Annotated in this window: 10 protein-coding genes; 1 reads left to right on the plus strand and 9 read right to left on the minus strand. The window is 58.9% G+C overall.

Going from position 1 to position 17,004, the window contains the following annotated elements; genetic code table 11:
• Position 1: 1 nt before the first annotated feature.
• From AC1DYW_RS07865 to AC1DYW_RS07890, 6 genes are all read right to left on the minus strand, one after another.
• Complete coding sequence (locus AC1DYW_RS07865) at positions 2-1,066, minus strand: ABC transporter permease (protein WP_477225733.1); 1,065 nt, start codon at positions 1,064-1,066, stop codon at positions 2-4.
• Entirely contained in the window at positions 1,059-2,606 is a 1,548-nt protein-coding gene (locus AC1DYW_RS07870) for a sugar ABC transporter ATP-binding protein (protein ID WP_477225734.1), read from the minus strand. Before AC1DYW_RS07870 ends, AC1DYW_RS07865 begins: the two co-directional genes overlap by 8 nt.
• Positions 2,603-3,244 carry a DUF2291 family protein gene (locus AC1DYW_RS07875; protein ID WP_477225735.1) on the minus strand — a complete coding sequence of 214 codons (642 nt, stop codon included), beginning with the start codon at positions 3,242-3,244 and terminating at the stop codon, positions 2,603-2,605. Before AC1DYW_RS07875 ends, AC1DYW_RS07870 begins: the two co-directional genes overlap by 4 nt.
• Before the next feature lie 109 nt (positions 3,245-3,353).
• The gene (locus AC1DYW_RS07880; RefSeq protein ID WP_095080533.1) at positions 3,354-4,295 is read right to left on the minus strand and encodes a D-ribose ABC transporter substrate-binding protein; all 942 of its coding nucleotides are present in this window, start codon (positions 4,293-4,295) and stop codon (positions 3,354-3,356) included.
• A gap of 325 nt (positions 4,296-4,620) precedes the next feature.
• Positions 4,621-5,448 (minus strand): phosphogluconate dehydrogenase C-terminal domain-containing protein, encoded by an 828-nt coding sequence (locus AC1DYW_RS07885; RefSeq protein WP_477225736.1) that lies wholly within the window; start codon positions 5,446-5,448, stop codon positions 4,621-4,623.
• 192 nt (positions 5,449-5,640) lie between these two features.
• Positions 5,641-6,444: a hypothetical protein gene (locus AC1DYW_RS07890; RefSeq protein WP_477225737.1), complete on the minus strand. Its 804-nt coding sequence runs from the start codon at positions 6,442-6,444 to the stop codon at positions 5,641-5,643.
• Positions 6,445-6,576: 132 nt separating this feature from the next.
• On the opposite strand from AC1DYW_RS07890, the gene AC1DYW_RS07895 reads away from it, so the two are divergent.
• On the plus strand, positions 6,577-7,743 hold the full coding sequence (locus AC1DYW_RS07895; protein ID WP_477225738.1) for an FkbM family methyltransferase: 1,167 nt from the start codon (positions 6,577-6,579) through the stop codon (positions 7,741-7,743).
• Between the two features lie 94 nt (positions 7,744-7,837).
• Here the strand turns inward: AC1DYW_RS07895 and AC1DYW_RS07900 are convergent, their stop codons facing one another.
• The 3 genes from AC1DYW_RS07900 to AC1DYW_RS07910 form a co-directional block, all read right to left on the minus strand.
• Positions 7,838-9,370 (minus strand): discoidin domain-containing protein, encoded by a 1,533-nt coding sequence (locus AC1DYW_RS07900; RefSeq protein WP_477225739.1) that lies wholly within the window; start codon positions 9,368-9,370, stop codon positions 7,838-7,840.
• Positions 9,371-9,525: 155 nt separating this feature from the next.
• Positions 9,526-12,108, minus strand: coding sequence for a tetratricopeptide repeat-containing glycosyltransferase (locus tag AC1DYW_RS07905; protein ID WP_477225740.1), 2,583 nt, complete (start codon positions 12,106-12,108; stop codon positions 9,526-9,528).
• Between the two features lie 11 nt (positions 12,109-12,119).
• Positions 12,120-15,896, minus strand: coding sequence for a glycosyltransferase (locus AC1DYW_RS07910; RefSeq protein WP_477225741.1), 3,777 nt, complete (start codon positions 15,894-15,896; stop codon positions 12,120-12,122).
• Positions 15,897-17,004: the final 1,108 nt, after the last annotated feature.

A 17,004-nucleotide genomic window follows, 5' to 3' on the forward strand; every position in this document is an offset into this window, starting at 1 on the left:
CTCAGCCTGCCTTTGCCATCTGCATCAATGTCACGCGACTCTGCAGCCGGCGCTGCGCCTGGTCGACGACGACGGCGACAATGATGACCAGGCCCTTGATCACCATTTGCCAGAAAGAACTCACCCCCATCATCACCAACCCGTCCGAAAGAATGCCGATGACGAAGGCACCGACTATGGTCCCGCCGATCGTGCCGCGACCGCCCGACATCGAGGTGCCGCCGAGCACCGCCGCCGCGATGGCATTGAGCTCGAAACTTTCGCCCGTCGCCGGATGCGAGGCCATCAGCTCGGACGAGATGATCAGGCCGACGATTGCCGCGCAGAAACCGGAGAACATATAGACGAACATCTTCACAGTGTTGACACGGACGCCCGAAATTCGCGACGCCCGTTCGTTGCCGCCAACTGCGAAGATATGGCGGCCAAGCGGCGTGTATTTGGCGAGATAGGCCGCCGCAAGCGCAACGATGATCAGGATCCAGATCGCCACCGGCAGGCCGAGCAGCCGGCCGGCGCCGAGGAAGCCGAACCCGGTGGTGCCCAGTTCCGGCTTGCCGACAAGGTTGGGGAAGGTGCGTCCATCCGACGACAGCAGCGCCAGGCCGCGCGCGACATAGAGCACGCCGAGCGTGGCGATGAATGGCGCGACGTTGAGTCTCGTGATCAGCAATCCGTTGACGGCGCCGATCAGGATGCCGACCGCCAGCGTGATCAGCGCGATCTCGACGACATTGAAATAGATGGTGTAGCCGATCTGCAGGTCGATACCGTTGAGCACGAGATAGCCGGCCACCATGCCGCACAGGCCGACGATCGAGCCGACCGACAGGTCGATGCCGCCGGTGATGATCACGAAGGTCATGCCCATGGCCAGGAACGCATTCAGCGCTACGTGCTTCGACATCAGGATCAGGTTGGCGGTCGACAGGAAATTCGGTGCCGCGATCGAGAAGAAGACCAGCACGGCGATCAGTGCGATGAAGGTCCTCGCCTTCATCAGTGTCAGCAGCAGCGAGCCGCTCGATGCCGAGGGAATAGCCGCCTTGGCCGGGATGTCAGTCATGAGCGGTGTACTCCTTGTGCGGGACCGGGCCGTGGCCAAGCGCCGAGGCGGCGACAAGGGCGGCCTCCGTCGCCTCGGCGCGATCGAACATGCCGGTCAGTTTTCCATTGCTCATCACCGCGATCCGGTCGGACAGCGCCATCACCTCGTCGAGGTCCGAGGTGGCGAACAGGATGCCCAATCCGTCGCGCGACAGTCTGCGCATCGTGCGGAAGACGTCGGCCTTGGCGCCCACATCGATGCCACGGCTGGGCTCGTCCATCAGCAGCACCTTCGGGCCGGTGAGCAGTGCCTTGCCGATCACCACCTTTTGCTGGTTGCCGCCGGACAGCGACGAGACCTCCTGTGCCGGATCGGCAACCTTGATCGCCAGTTCCCGCACCATCTGCACCACCGCCTGCCTTTCGGGGCCGCCGCGGATATGAAACAGGCGGACAAACCGCGACAGGCTGGCCAGCGTCAGATTGCTGGCAACGGAGAGGATCGACACCAGCCCTTCGCGCTGGCGGTCTTCGGGGATCAGCGCCAGCCCGCGCCGGATGCGCCGCGTCGTGTCGCGCTCCTTGACCTGTTTGCCGGAAATGAAGATCGCTCCTGTGGCCTGGCCATGGCGGCCCATGATGCAGTCGAACAGCTCGCTGCGTCCTGCGCCCATCAGGCCGTAGATGCCGAGGATCTCGCCGGCGCGCAGCGAGAGCGAGACGTGGTCGACCGCAAGACCGCCGGTCGCACGCGGCAGGCAGATGTCCTCGGTGCGGAATATTTCTTCGCCTGGAACATGGCCATCGGCCTTGGCGAAATCCTTGGCGTCGGACCCAATCATCTGCCGTACGATCCAACGGGTGTCGACGTTTCTCATTTCCTCCTGGCCGGTGATGTGCCCGTCGCGCAGCACGGTGATGTAGTCGCCGATGCGGATCAGCTCCTCGAGCCGGTGCGAGATGTAGACGATGGCCACACCGCGCGCCTTGAGGTCGGCAATCACCTTGAACAGGATCTCGACTTCCGCGGAACTCAATGCCGAAGTGGGTTCGTCCATGATCAGGATGCGCGCATCGAGCGAAACCGCCTTGGCGATCTCGACCAACTGCTGCTGGCCGATGCGCAGATCCTCGACCAGCATGTCGGGCCGGATTCCGGCCTGCAGGCGTTCGAGAAATTGCGCGGCGCGGCGCTCCTGTTGCTTGCGGTCGATCTTGCGGAACCGGTTGGTGATCTCGCGGGTGGCGAAAATGTTTTCGGCGACGGTCAAATTGCCGAACAGGTTCAACTCCTGGAACACCATGCCGATGCCGCGGTTCACGGCGTCGGCGGACGACGAGAAGGAAACTTCTTCCCCTTCCAGGAGGATCCGGCCGGCAGTAGGTCGTTCTACACCGGCGATGATCTTCATCAGCGTCGATTTGCCTGCGCCGTTTTCGCCGACCAGCACATTGACCGCGCCCTTGCGCACCTCGAAATTCGCTCGCTTGACCGCAACCGTGCCGGAATAGACCTTGGAGACGTCTTCCAGCTTCAGAATAACATCGTGATCGCTCATGGCCGCGGCCCGATTTCTGCCTCCGCCGGCGTCACCAGCGGCAGGTCTTGGCTGCCTTCGAGCGTATAGGCGCCGAGAACCTTGGCGGTGCGGCCTTCCAGTGCTTCACGCGGCAGCTTCGAAAGCACGGTCTTGTCGGCATACGCGTTGAACGCCTTGCCGAACTGGGCGAAGTCGATCTGGTTGGTGAAGTCGTTGAACTGGACGAAGTCGAGGCTGTCGCGCAGCGCCGTACCGCGCATGGCGGGACCGATCTGCACGCGTGCATCCGCCTTGCCGTCGCCGTCGACATCGATATCCATCGTCGCCGCGCGCGAGCCCGTGTTTGCGGCAACGATCTTGCCGTCAACACGAACCGCGAAGGTCCACGGCGAATTCGCCTGCTTGTTCGGATTGCCGTATTTGGCGCCGGCAGCCGCCGGGTCGGCTTTCGCCAGGGCATGAACCTCGGGAAACGGTCCGGCTTTTTGCTTGAGATAGGGCACCACCTTCGCCGCCCACAACGCCTCGACCATCTTGTCCGGATTGAAGGCGGCAGCGCCGCCGCTATCACCCGAGGGGGTCGGCAGAACCTTGCAGCTGGCAAGGCTGATGCCGAGTGTCACGGCAAGGATCGGCCAGGTCGGCTTGTTCAGCATGGCGGTTTGTTGTTCAGCATGGCGGCCTCGGCATGATGGTCGGCATCCGCAGAAAATGGCGGCGAGGGACGAACCGAGATTCGCCCCTCGCTATTCATGTCACGCCGGCTCAGTTGGTCAGCGCGAAGGTTTCCAGCTTGGGGGCGTTGTCGCCATTGACCAGGAGGCAGTCCATCAGCTGCTTTTCCTTGGCCGGCGACTTCTTGTTCTTGATGAAGTCGTTGGCCTGCTCGACCGCCATCTGCGCCTGCGCAAAGGCCGGCTGCAGGACTGTGGCCTTGATGCCGCCCGCGGTGATCGAATCGCGCACGTCGTTCGATCCGTCGAAGCCGACGACAATGACGTCCTTGCGGTTTGCCGCGACCAGCGCCGCATAGGCGCCCATCGCCATCGTGTCGTTGCCGGAGATGACGCCCTTGATGTCCGGATTGGCCTGCAGGATCGATTCCATCTTGGCGTAGGCTTCGGTCTGGCTCCAGTTGGCCGACTGCTGGGCAACCATCTTCAGATCTGGATAGTCGTCGATGACGTCGTGATAACCCTTGGAGCGAATGCCGGCATTGGTGTCGGATTCCTTGCCGACGAGTTCGACGAAATTGCCCTTCTCTCCCATCAGCTTGACGAATTCCTGCGCGCCGAGCTGGGCGCCCTGGTAATTGTTGGAAACGATCTGCGCGACGGCAACGCCGGTGGCATTGATCTCACGATCTATCAGGAACGAAGGCACGCCCGCGTCCTTGGCCTTCTGCACGGCGGCAACGGTGGCGTCGGCACCGGCATTGTCGAGGATGATCGCCTTGGCACCGCGGCCGATCGCCGTGTCGATCAGCTCGGACTGCTTGTTGGCGTCGTCATCATGGACGAGCACCAGCGCCTCATAGCCTAGTTCCTTGGCCTTGGCCTCCGCGCCGACAGCTTCCGCCTTGAAGAACGGGTTGTCGTGCGAGGGTGTGATGATGGCAATGAGATCGGCCGCATAGGCGGGGGCGGCCGTGCCAAGCGCCAGCATGCCGGCAAAAGCCGCCAGTGTCATTCTGCGTGTCAGTTTCATGAAGTCCTCCCGTTTGAAAAACAATTCAGGCCGCTGTCTGCATTTCAGACCGCGGATCGTCTCAGTTTCAAAAACCGTTTGTTTGCCGGCATCACCCGGCCGTCGTGCCCCGTCCTCCGCTCGTCCAGGCCACGAATTCCCTGCGAAGCCTTGGCCTGAGCTTAAGAAATAGCTAAGCCAACTGGTATGATGAGTCAATCACAAATTCAGATGATATGTACCTGATGAGCGCGTTTTCATGAGGGCGTCGACGGCCCAAACTCTCGCAAGCGCGGGTTTCATCTAAGGGTCTCGGTCCTTCCGGCCGTTCCGCCTGAACTTCGCTTCAGGTGATGCGCTGAATGCTGGCGGCAATCTCCTCCGGCTCGAAGACCCGCTTCCAGTCGTCGCGCATCAGCACCGGCTTACCGAATTCAATCGCCTTGTTGCAGGCGTCGGAAAAGACGCCCTTGGTTTCGCCGAAGATGACAGCGCCGAGGACGTTCATATGGCCGAGCAGGAAATCGAGAGCCGCCTGTTTGTCGACGCCGCGCGCAACGACTTCATCCACGGCTTCCTTCATGACGACGAGCAGCGAGGCGCAGACGGTCTCCGAAAGACCCGGCTCGAGCAGCGCCATCTGATCGACAGTGACGCGGTGCGAGCGCATCACCGGCGCCCAGATGATCTTGGCGATCGCCTCACCCTTGGCATAGTCCTCTTCCGGGCCCTGCATCAGCGCACTAACCATGTGCTGCTTGGCTTTGACGCCGCCGAAATAGTCCTTCTTGGCCGCCATGTCGGTTTCGTCGTTGAAGATCGGCGGATGACAGGGATGGGTGACGAAATAGGTCAGGTCCGGCCGCTTGGGCAGATGGCCGGCGAAAGGTGCCGCGGCGTCGAGCACCACCACCATCGTACCTGGCACGAGTTTGCTCTCGATGCTCGCCGCGACCTTGCCGATATGTGTATCCGGAACGGCCAGGATCACAACATCGGCGCCTTTGAGCGCGTCATCGGCACTGACGGCATCGAAACCCAGCCCCGACTTCAGTCGCTCGCGGCCGGCCTCGCTGACCTCGACATGGCGTATCGTGTAAGGCGAGCCGCGAAAATTGGTCGACAGGCGGTAACCCATTTTCCCGCCGGCACCGAACAGTGCAATCGTCGTCATGTATCACTACTCCCGATGTCCAACGATCGACCAACCAATCGTCATGTTATCAACTGGTATAATCACTCTACCAAAATTTGGCAATCTGGATCGGGATGGAATGCCGATGATTCATGCCGGACCATCCTTGGCCTGCATGTCTGGCGCTGGTCGAAGCTCGCTAGTCAGCGAGACAAGACATCGAGATGCTATTCACTTGGTCCATTGCGGAACGTGCAGCAGCTCACGCAGGCGGATTGGCAATCCGGGCGAAGCGCGCAATTCGGCACAGCTGGCCTCCCATCGCCCGAGGTATTCCGCGATCGGTAGACCGGTGCGGCCGGGCCAGCGGTTGAGTGCACCCAGTGCCTCGACGCAGTCCGGCGCTCGGTCGTATTCGGCGAGGATGGTCACGGACATCGCCTGGGCGAATAGATTGAGGCCGGGTATTTCGATCTCGCTGCGATGGCCGGCGAACCACGCCGCGGCGTCGCTGGTGAGCCCCTGGCTGTCGGCAAGCGCGGTATAGCCTCGGATGATGTTTTCGCGATACTTGGCAATGGCATCGCCGAAGGCGTTGTCGCCGGCGAAGGGCGGGGCCTCCTTCCAGCTTTTCGCCAGACGCCCGAGCCCGCGCAGCGAATGGGCCTCCACCATTGCTTCCTCGAGCCACTGGCAGGGCGCCGCCGGCTTGGCGTCCGCCTGCCAGCTGTTGCAGAGTACATGGCCGAGCTCGTGGCCGAACTGGTAGGCGAGCTTCGACCAGTCACGCTCGCCGATATCGACGATGATCCAGGCCATGCTGGTGCCGTCCGGATGCAGCCAGATCGCCGGCGTGCCGGAAGTGTGCTCGTCGACACGCAGCCGCGTCGGCTGGCGGTCGGAGAGCAGCCGGACGCCGTCAAGGCATGCATGCCGCATGCGCTCGACGACCTGATCTGCCGCGCCTTCCAGCATGCGGCCCCAGTCGCCGGCAAGCTCGATGGGTGCGGTGAGGAGGGTGGAGGGAGCGGCCATTGCAGGAGTAACGCCCCAGCAGGTCAACTTGGGCTGAGCAAATAGCATTGGTGCGCTTCCTGCGCCAAGGATGAAATCACGCCGTTTCATATTCGCTCTGCCCTCCAAGCCCTTCTGATATCGCCTTTCAGCATGACGCTCGTCTTTGGCAAAATTCGGAAAGTCGCTTACCTTGCGATGGAACCAAGAGAGGCTATCGTCATGAATGCGGATCCTGATCGTATCGGCTCAGCCAGCCGCCTTTTCACCTCACATGGTACGACGTTGTTCGTCGATCCGAGCTCAAACGAACTCCGACATGGACCCTTTGAGGTCACTCCTTTCAATACTGTATTGATGCCAGAGGGCGGAGAATCAGATCCAAAAATCTCCGACGCATACTTCAATCAAGATATATTTATACTTTCTTCATACTCAAATGGGTTTTCCTTCAAAAAGAATGATGGCAGTAACTATGACGATAGTATCAACTCATTTGCCCTCGTAAATTTTAACAAGAAGGAATTCGGGCTGAAGAAAAGTGGATTGTTCCTCAGCGCTGAACCGGATGGCCGCGTTTCGCTCTCGAGAACGGAGTGCAAAAGCTGGGAGCTGTTCCATTTTCGGCATGATGCTTCCGAGGTAAGCGGATCGATAGTTAGGCATCGGATTGACGGTCAGATAGTGAATTTCTTTATATCGAACCGAGCCGATTACATTCAATCGTTGCTGCTACGTGGAGATTTTTATGATCGTGAGGCGCTCAATCTCATCAGGCGTCAATGTCTACCGGAAAAAACATTCGTCGACATAGGTGCCAATATTGGCAATCACTGCATTTTCCTCTCAAAATTTTGTAATCCATCCGAGGTGATCGCGTTCGAGCCCAATCCAGCTGCGATAGCCATACTTAGGATAAACATGTCACTCAACGGATGTTCGAAAGTCAATTTGGACCATCTTGGTTTGGCGCTGTCGTCAAAATCTGGGACAATGCGCGTACATTATCCATCAATCGGAAATATTGGTGGCGCTCAAATGTTGCCAGACGACCTTGGGGACGTGAAATGCATTCCGGGCGACGATCTTCTGTATCAGAAGCCGATTGGATTCATCAAAATTGACGTCGAAGGTGCTGAATTTGAAGTGCTCAAGGGATTGAAGAATACAATCGAGCTCCGGCGGCCAAATCTGCTTGTCGAGGTTTGGCCTCAGGCTCGCAAGGAGCTCGAGGCCTGGTGCAGCGCTTTTCACTATATGATCCAGGAATCCCTGCCTATGGATGACAACTACTTCTTGGTGCCCAAGGAAAGGACTTGACCGCGGGAGTCGCATGGCAACGACCGCCGCCCGAATTGCATTTTTTGTTCCACTTCAGACCGACGACTGATCTGCCGGGCGCGGAAACCGCGTGTCATTCACCTGTCCGGCGGATTGTGCGTTGTTGAAGACCGTAGATCTCCACCTCGGAAAGATGGAGATACTCCTTGCGAGGGATCGAAATCCGAACGTAGCGTGCTTCCACAGGTGAGGCAGAGGACCACACCAGTGGCATTCCTGCGCTATATCCGCCGAAGATTTGACCGGGCTCAGTGCTGAATATCAGCTTCCAGAGCTCGCCGTCATTCGAGCCTTCGACTACAATGGGCGACGTTCGGCGCTGCATCCATTCGGGAATGCGGTCTCGGTTGAATATGCGAATGGCGAACACTTGAGAGGGTTCTTCAAGGTCTACCATCCACCACGGGGTTTCGATATTTTCAGTATGAAATCCAAGCGCTTTTGCTGGATTGCCATTTACTGCATTCCCGGCGTCTTCCTCCAGGGTCGATCCAACGGACCACTGGCTCAACGAACTTTGTGTCGCTCGCTTTTTGAGCGCCAGGTTGGGCATCGAAAGATCTATGGGAGGATGTCCATCGAATTGGCGAACCGGCTGGTAGCCCCGCAGCCTACCAACTTCGAGATAGTGGTGCAGTGGATCCTCGAACCACCCTTCGCTTATCTCCATTGCAGCGTCGATGTATCGATGTGCGTACCAGATGGAATCGAAGGTGATGGCAGACCCCTGCGCGGTTCTCGACGGCAAGCCGCTGTCGTAATTTTCTCTCGGCACACGCAGGAATGGAGCGGAAGTCTTCAGTAGAGCAACCTGATTGCGCGATATCTCTTTCCATCTACCTGATATCCGGCGATGGTATTCCAGGCTCTGTTCCTCCGGAATTCCATAGTTCAACGGAAATAGAAAGTATCTATAACGAGGATCATCGATCGGCAGCAGATCGACCTCGCGATGATGCGCCGGGTTGTAGAAACCACTGAGCGGAAGGAAGATCGTTTGCGCTTGGGAAAGCCATGCCGCTAACCAGGAGAACGTGCTGACCGCAACGACAATGTTCTTTGCTGAACGAATCAAATCAAAGTCGGCCCTGGCTCCTTGGCTGTCGTAGAAGACAGCTTTTGGGAAACGAGATCTAAGTTGTCGTACATACTCTGAATCACCGAGCTGTCCGACAAACACCGGATTCAGTCCCGTCGAAGCGACCACATCCTCATAGAAGTCTATCGGAAGAAGCGGATAGTGAGCTATGCCTTGTAGGATTTCGGCAGTTCGAATATTGATTAGTAGATCACCCTCGCCAATTTTCCGTTCTGGAGAACTGTATGGGAAAAGTGATTGATAAGCTTGAGGTGGGTCAAGGAATTCCATCCTTTGCAGATGGTCAGCCATCATTATTCGTACCGACTCGCTTCTGTTCGCAAGACGGCAAATCTCACCAACGTGAGGCCGAAAGGCATCCCAAGTCCACAAATCTATGTTGTCAAGAAAAATTTGACTTTGCGTATCGTCTGGAATTTCAATGCCCCATTCCGGGATCGAAACGCCAACAACTCTGCATTGTTCAATGCGCTTAGACATTGCCAAAGCGCCAATATACTGAATCATCTTGTTCGCTACATTACCTCGATGCCTTAAGGCGATAACGCGCCTACGCGCAAAGTGGTGTTCTGGCGGAATCTGACTCATCTCGTTACACTTTCTGCGAAAATAGTAGTTTCTCTTCTCCACTTCAGTAAAAAATTGGGAAAATTTCGCATAGATTATCTTGGTTGATCAACAGTTCCGGCACCAAGCAGATAATAATTGACCAAATTGTCGATCTGAAGCGCGCGATGCCGCGTCATATGCCTTGCTTTAACAAGGCGCATTCCGGCGGATCTGATCTCGTCCACAGCGGGCCGGTTGCGGTCGTCCAGAATCCAATCCACCTTTTCCAGAAGATCCTCTCTCGCAGCAAAAATGCATGTTTCGTGATCCACGAAACCGAGTTCGTTCATTTCCTTTTCGATCAAGCGATCGGTCAAAAGCAATGAACCTGCCGATGCGATTTCAAAATTCTTGAGATGAATGTAGCGATAAGAATGGCCATCGCAAAAGCAGCAAAGGTATTTTGAGAGTTCCTCGTAGTATCGTACTCTAACAATGGCCGGGCTGTCGTCGTTGTATTTTCCTGCGTAGCCAGGATGATCCAATACGGCCACCTTGCTGGAGTCGAGACCGGCCGCATATTTCCTCAGAGGTCGATCCGCCGCGATGCTCCCCGAGACGAGAACCCTGGAAATCGGGGTTTCATTGAACACGATACGCTCGAAGCCTTTGCAACCTTCCATCGCCGACGAATATGGAACCCAGTTCACTGCACGATGGGTGAAGTGGTTCTGAAACTCGTACGCATATGGGCTTATGACGACATCGGATGAAGCGACAAGGGAGCGCAGCAAAGTGTCATAGCTTGGATTGTAACTTACAAGGTCGTCTATTTTCAAAAACTTAAGTGCTGAAAAAGCATCGAGAGGTATGGATGTGCCACCCTGGTAGGCTATCAAGAGAGCCGAATATGAGTTCAGGCGCTCTATTGTGCTTTCGGCGGCAAAGTCCGTCGATCTGCAATCTATGATGTCGAAGTCATAGTCTTCATTCAATAGCCGAACCAAATAGAAGTGCTCGTCTGCAAGATAGGACGATAGCCAGCCGATGTCGCAGATGACGGCCTTACGGGGAGCGCGGGACAGCGTGTCTGCGGCAGCTCGAATGGTGGGATGGACGACGTGGCTTTGAATCCGGCTCTTGTCGAAATCGGCGTGGTCGGTTCGCCATCGGATGGTCTCCCCGCTGCTTTCCGTGCACCAGTTTTCCGAAGCGATGAACAATTCCCAAGTGCTGCAAACAGGAGCCCTGAGTTCCACGTGGCCGTTAGGTATGGCCGACAGAAACAGGCCACCGGATCTCAGCGCCAGCAAACCACGTTCGAGGGGGATCAATTCGAGTGCGTCCGCATCTGCCGGCCGATTCTGCCGTTTCGCCTGTGAGGCGGTCAAACAGGCGTCATGAAAGCAAAGGACCGGTTCGGGCAAACCGATGCCGGCATTGAGCAACCGACCCTGCCGGTATGCGCCTGCCAAACTCATCTCCGGTTCAAAGAAAACGTTTGCCGGGACGCTTTCGACGGGGCCGTGTCGCAGCTCGCCTGTAGGTTGGTCGACATACAGCACAGTGCCGAACGCTGTGAACAACCGCGCGGGTTTGAAAGACGGACCGCTCGTGTGGCTGCGCGCAAGCCGCAGTCGGTGTTTGATGAAGAAATCCACATTGTTCTTGAGCCGCTGATTGCCGGCATCCAGTTCGACCGCCTTTTGCCCCCATTCCACAGCTTGATCCATCGAATTGAGTTTCCATGCTGCCGTGGCGCCAAGCTCGTACAGCCGAGCCCCCCAGCAATGCGCTTCGTCCAGATAACTGCCGGTGCGGCGCGTCTTCTCGATCCCATTGCTGCAGGCCCAGAGCAGGTTCAGCCAGTCGGCCTTGCCATGGAACTCTTCGGCCATGTCCAGCCAGATTTCGCGCCGATGGGGGGCCTCCATCCGTGCTTTGTCCAGCCAGGACAATTTCTGCTCCGGTTGCATGCGCGCGATGTAGCGCATTGCCTCGGAGCGTTCTTCGCCCCATGTGCTTGTCGGCAATGCAAGGTAGTGCTCGAGCAGTTGGACGGCCCGCTCTGGCTGGTTGGCCCACATCAAGTCCCGTCCGAGCCAGAAGCATATTTGAGCGTCGCCGGGGTCCTCCTTATGTGCCACTTCCATCAGCGGCAGGTAGTTGCTCCTTGTTGGCTTGGCGAGGTCCTGCACCTCGAACATGACGATCTCACTGCTGTTCGTGGTGACTTCCCTGTCTCCGGTGAAGACCAGAGCCTCGTGGACGGGCCGCTTGAAGCGATATCCCCAGCGATGGTGAAAGTTCTTCGCCGGCCAGCTTCGCAGCGGTGTCGGGTCCTCGACACTCGATCTGTAGATCGTCTGGCAGTAAAGGGCTGTCGTCTCGGGGGTCCAGGCAGCCTCAAGCTTCGCCCGCCAGCCAGGCGCAAGAAACCGGTCCATGTCCATCGTACAGCATACATCAACGTCAGGCGGGATCAGGGCCATGGCGGCGTTGCGGGCGTCGTCGAAGCGCCAAGGGCGGACTGCTATCCTGTATACTGTCACCCCCGCCTCGGTTAGTCGCTCCACTGTGCCGTCCGTGCTGCCGGTGTCGACCACAATGCGATAGTCGGCGTCGACGGCCGAATTGGCCCAGCGCTCCGCGTTTGCGGCTTCGTTCAAGGCGATGGTGTAGACCGCAACTTTCAAATCAAGCCCCTTCACTCAACGTGCGATGATACACCTCGCCTGGTGGACAGGCCCGACGCGCCCTTGCGGATAGCCACCAGGCCACCGAGCAGCCTTGCCCGATTCAGCTCATAGTGACTGTCGAAGAACAGGATCTCGGCGAACTGATCGGCAAGCGCGTTCACACCCAGCGGATCGAGCGAGCGCGCGCTGCCATGCTGCTGGATCTCCCGCAGCAGGTTCTTGGTAAGCGTGATCTTGCCGGCGTCCTCGCCCGGCGGCTGCCAATCGAGGTCCTCGATGAAGTACCAGCCACCCTCGGCGAGCAGCGGGAAGAACTCGCGGAGCGTCAACTGCTCGTCGAACGAGGCGTGGCTGCCGTCGTCGATGATCACGTCGAGCGATCCCGGTTCGAGCTTCGCAGCGACGCCGCGCAGATCGTCCAGCTTGGACTGGTTGCAGACGAATGATTTGAATCTTTCGTCGTTGAGCTGCGAAAAATTCGTCAAGTCGACGCCGATCACCTGACAGAACGGAAAATAGCTCTGCCACAGGCTGACTGAAGGCATCTCGGTCTGGCTGCCTTCCCTGAAAACATTGTATAGGCCGATTTCCATCAGCCGCCGCATGGACAGCCGTCGGGCCGACAGCAGGCGATCGTAAATCCTTGCGTAGCAATGGCGGTTGCCGGTGTGCCGGTTCTTGTCGGTGTTGAAGCGGTCGGCGAGACTTGTGAATGTGGGGAAACTGTCGAGCGGGCTGATCAGCTGAGAGATCAGCGGCGCCCCTTCGCCGCCCGGTTGAGCGTCGTTTCGCGCCGTCCAAAGATGGAGGCCGACTACGCGATCATCGTTCAGATAGTCAGCCAGTTCCGCTATTGGCTTCTCGAACCGGTCGATCTCAGTCCAATCGATCGTGTTGAAGAACATCGGGCTGAACACCCATTCTTGCAGTTCGGATCCCCTATCGGAGGCAACATAGTCAGACAGCAGCTTGGGGCCGATATCTCCAAACTCCTTGCCGTCGGCATGATGGAAACGTTCGATCGAAATCTCGTAGAGCGCCCTCAGGTGGCGGCTGTAGGGCTGGGCATACATGACGTTGCCGCAGATGAAGTGGCCCTTGTGCGCTCCCCGCCATTGCAGATTGAAGAAATGATCGCCGCGGAAGGGGAAGGGCCGCAGCATGACGACATCGCAATCCATCCATAGCCCGCCATGCTCGTACAGCACGGCGTAGCGGAAGACGTCGCTGAAATACCTGATCTCGGAGCCGGCGACGATCCGCTCGAACATGGCGCGCGGCATGACGTCGTCGGCATTGCGGATTTCGATCCCATGCGGGATGAGGAATTCGAGCTTCTCCGGTGCATAGCTCCACACCCGCACCGGATGACCCGCCGCTCGCATCGACGCTGTGGCGGCAATCAGGGTACGATGCTCGCCCTTGTCGGACATCACCTGATAGAAGCAGTTGATCTGGGGAAGTGCGGTGTCGTCGCTGCCAAGGAAGGGATTGATCCGCGCGTCGAACTGGCGCGATCGTTCCCGCCGTTCCCGCGGAGAATCGACGTCGCGCAGAAACGGCGCAAGCTCATAGAAGAACTCCTCCGTTGACTTCACGCGGCCGAAGGCGATGGCTTCGACCTGCACCCCGCTTCTGTCCCCCGCCGCGCCATCTCGAGCAGGCTTCATCCGCGTTTCCGTTGGAGGAGCGGTATGCGCTGAATAATTTGGCTGGAGCCGCGAGGCCGGCGACGACAGCGTCAGCCTGGACGCTGTGTCAGCCACACCTGATGGCAGGCTATCCACATCCTCCAGCAAGGCCTGGACCTCACCCGCATCGACGGTCGCGATCCAGGACTCGCTGTCGGCCACGCTGTAAGAAATCAGCAAACGCGCGTCATCCGGATGCCAGGCTAGACCCGCAGCGAGTTCAGGGCCCTTTTTGTTGAAGAAGAACGGACGGCTCACTTTTCGCAGAACGCTTGTTTCGTCGAACCAGACGAACCGATGCATGCACCAATGGAGCTTCTCCGCAAACCTCCATTGCACTTCTTGAATCAATGTCAGCCAACCGCCGGCGAAAGCGATCAGTTGGGTTCCTCCCCCGAACTTATGGGTCGCGATCGCGGGAGACGTCTCAAGGACGGTCGCAGCATGCTCGTCCACTATCCTGACGGAGTCACCGAAACAGATGAATTGCAGCTTCTCGCCGCCTGCGGCAGGCTTGACTTGCGGCATCCAGTTCTTCTCGTGCACCCGCGGTCCTGCCGGATGGAGCACGCGCCAGTCGGTCAGCCGGCTGGCACCACCCTCGTCGATGCGCGCGATGACCTGTTCGCACTGACCGTCCGGTTTCAGTTCGCGCACGCACGAGACGCCCCACAGCGCATCGCGCCAGGCGAACAGGCGCATATCCTCAAGAACCCGGTCGCGCGCGAGTTCCGGCATGTCGGCCGGCGGCAAAATCTCGCTCGCGGACTGGATGGCGAGTTCATCGCTCAATCGGAGCAGGAAATTGCGCGTGTGAACCGGCACTCCGTCCGGCGTGTCGTATCGAAGGTTGTTTTCGGTCCGGGTGAAATTCACCGTCCGCTGCAACAGCACGATCTGGCCGCCCCACAGGGTCACCGACGGGTTTGACAGCCGATAGCCGTCGGGCGCCATGAAACCGACCGGACGCGCGCTGAAGGACGGCATCACCGTCTTGGCGGGCTGCACATAGAAGAACAGGTTCGACCACGCCAGTTCCCTGGGGCCATCGGCGATGGTCCGGTTCAGCGCCAGCCAGTTGCACGCCGCGAAGCCGCGGTCCTTGCGCACGGGATCGCGCGCGTAGTTTGCCGCGATCGCGTACTCCTCCAGCAGGCCTGTCGTGTAGGCGTAATCCTCGATAAACAGGATGTCCTGGTCGGGTCGCCTAATCGCCAGCCCGGCTTCCGAAAACAGCACGCTGGCGTCATTCATCCCCTTCTCGCGGTAGAACCGCGCCAGGTCATAGAGCGGCTCGGCACGTTGCGGCCGCTGATTGAAGGCGGCAAGCGCCTGGCCGATGAAGCCAGCCTCGTCGCCGAGCGTGCGCAGACAGCGCGCCTCTTGCAGCCGGGCGTTCCACGCCTCCTCGTCCCAGCCGCCCATCGCGGCGCGCTTGGCGTATGCCACCGCGGCCTCCGCCGTCCGCCCGGCGTCGCGGTAGGATTGCGCCAGGTAGAACCAGTAGCGCTGATTATCCGGATCCTTTTCAAGCGCCTCCAGCAAAAGCCTGGCATCGCGCTCGAATTTGTCCACCCGGTTCGAGCCGCTGGCGTGGTCCTTGTACCAGGCGCTGCGTAGTTCCTGCACGCCGCCGGGCACGTCGAGATATTCGTGGGTTACACCACGGTAGCGTGCGCCCGCGTCGCGCCTGACAATGCGCGTGTTCCAGTAGGCGAGGCCGGAATCCGAGCGTTGCAGCAGCCGGTAGCCTGGACCGTCGAGCCCCTCGCGGAAGCCCGTATCCTCGACCATCAGTTCCATGTCGGCGTCGTCGAACAGCAGATAGTCATAAGCGAGCGGCGAGGCATAGGCGTGATCGAGCGCGGCGTTGCGCGCCTGCTCGAAATTGTGGAATGGAAATTCGTGCAGCTCGCCCGGCAGGTTGCGGGCGGCGAAGAACGATTTGACGAAATCCTGTGTCCCGTCGGTCGAGCCGGTATCGCCGATGATCCAGCAGTCGATGTGGCTGGCAACTGCGCCGAGACAGCGCTCGAGATTTGCCATCTCGTTCTTGACGATCATGTTGAGACAGAGGCGCTTGCCGCTTGTCATATGCTGACTGTCTGCTCCCCGGATAACTGCGGGCCGAGGCGGTCACTTTTATGCCGTCGTGTTGTCTGGGGCAGCGATCCGCTCCGATGCGGATTTGTCCGACCTTCATGCCCCATGTGCAATACCCCCCTGCCTCGGCCATTCGCATGACCCGTGTGCAAAGGGTAGCTCGTCCCTTCCTTTGCAAACGCGACCCCCACGCTATCCATTGTTAGCTAGCGCTGTCCGCCGCTGCAAGGGTCTCGCCGTCCCGCTGAACCAGCCTTCGGCGAACCACCGCTCCCTTCGGCTCGATTGCTCGCGCCAACCCCACCGTGATATCGAGGGCACGACGCGAACCAGGGGGGCACTACCCTTAAGCCTCGGATTTTTCGACGCGTTTGGCCCATGCGCGCCATCTCGATGTCGATCGAAAAGTAGTTACTTGTGATCAACAATTAACAAATTGTTAACTGGGTTATTTACAACTTGCTAATTTTAGATTTTACTAATGTCTTGTGCATGGGAGGGTAGCCGTGGACCGGGCAGGAGGCCTGTCGGTCTGCGCAGTCTGTCAGCCTGGAGAGTGTCTGGAGCAAGTCACTTCGTGCGTGAGAGCGCACAGAGTGTGCGGTGGCGTGCAAGTGAAGACGTCGTGACGCCTTGAACTCAAGGCCAGCGTTTTCCCAACCTGATGTTCCCTCGCTAGCAGTCGGATCCCTCGCAAGTCGTCGTCGAGAAATCGAGACACGCGTTACGGGAGTTGGCTGTGGTAGGTGTGATACCGCGTATGAAACGATGCGGCCGCGACGCGGGCGCCCGCTTCGATCAACCCCTCAATCATCCGCAGCTGGCCGCCGGCAGGGAACGCCCAAGTGCCTGCGGGCTCCTCAATCACCTCAGCGAAGACAAGTGGCGCGCCGTTCGATCGAGCGTGACGAAGAGGCAGTCAAGCCTTGCCCGCCCGCCTCGTAGACCTGCTGCCCGTCATACGCGGATGCGCACGGGGCCGATAGCAGCGGCGAACGGCTTCGGCGAGCGCGTGCGCTGGGCGGCGATTGAAACCAGCGATTGAACCTAAGGGTACGAACAAGAGAAGCAGGTGGCCCAGCCGCCGCCGACCGAGGAG

The sequence above is a fragment of the Mesorhizobium sp. P2_D5 genome, from assembly GCF_056404355.1.

Coding starts and splice junctions, on each gene's coding strand:
- AC1DYW_RS07865 (WP_477225733.1), bottom strand. CDS start 1,066: ATGACTGACATCCCGGCCAAGGCGGCTATTCCCTCGGCATCGAGCGGC.
- AC1DYW_RS07870 (WP_477225734.1), bottom strand. CDS start 2,606: ATGAGCGATCACGATGTTATTCTGAAGCTGGAAGACGTCTCCAAGGTC.
- AC1DYW_RS07875 (WP_477225735.1), bottom strand. CDS start 3,244: ATGCTGAACAAGCCGACCTGGCCGATCCTTGCCGTGACACTCGGCATC.
- AC1DYW_RS07880 (WP_095080533.1), bottom strand. CDS start 4,295: ATGAAACTGACACGCAGAATGACACTGGCGGCTTTTGCCGGCATGCTG.
- AC1DYW_RS07885 (WP_477225736.1), bottom strand. CDS start 5,448: ATGACGACGATTGCACTGTTCGGTGCCGGCGGGAAAATGGGTTACCGC.
- AC1DYW_RS07890 (WP_477225737.1), bottom strand. CDS start 6,444: ATGGCCGCTCCCTCCACCCTCCTCACCGCACCCATCGAGCTTGCCGGC.
- AC1DYW_RS07895 (WP_477225738.1), top strand. CDS start 6,577: ATGACGCTCGTCTTTGGCAAAATTCGGAAAGTCGCTTACCTTGCGATG.
- AC1DYW_RS07900 (WP_477225739.1), bottom strand. CDS start 9,370: ATGATTCAGTATATTGGCGCTTTGGCAATGTCTAAGCGCATTGAACAA.
- AC1DYW_RS07910 (WP_477225741.1), bottom strand. CDS start 15,896: ATGACAAGCGGCAAGCGCCTCTGTCTCAACATGATCGTCAAGAACGAG.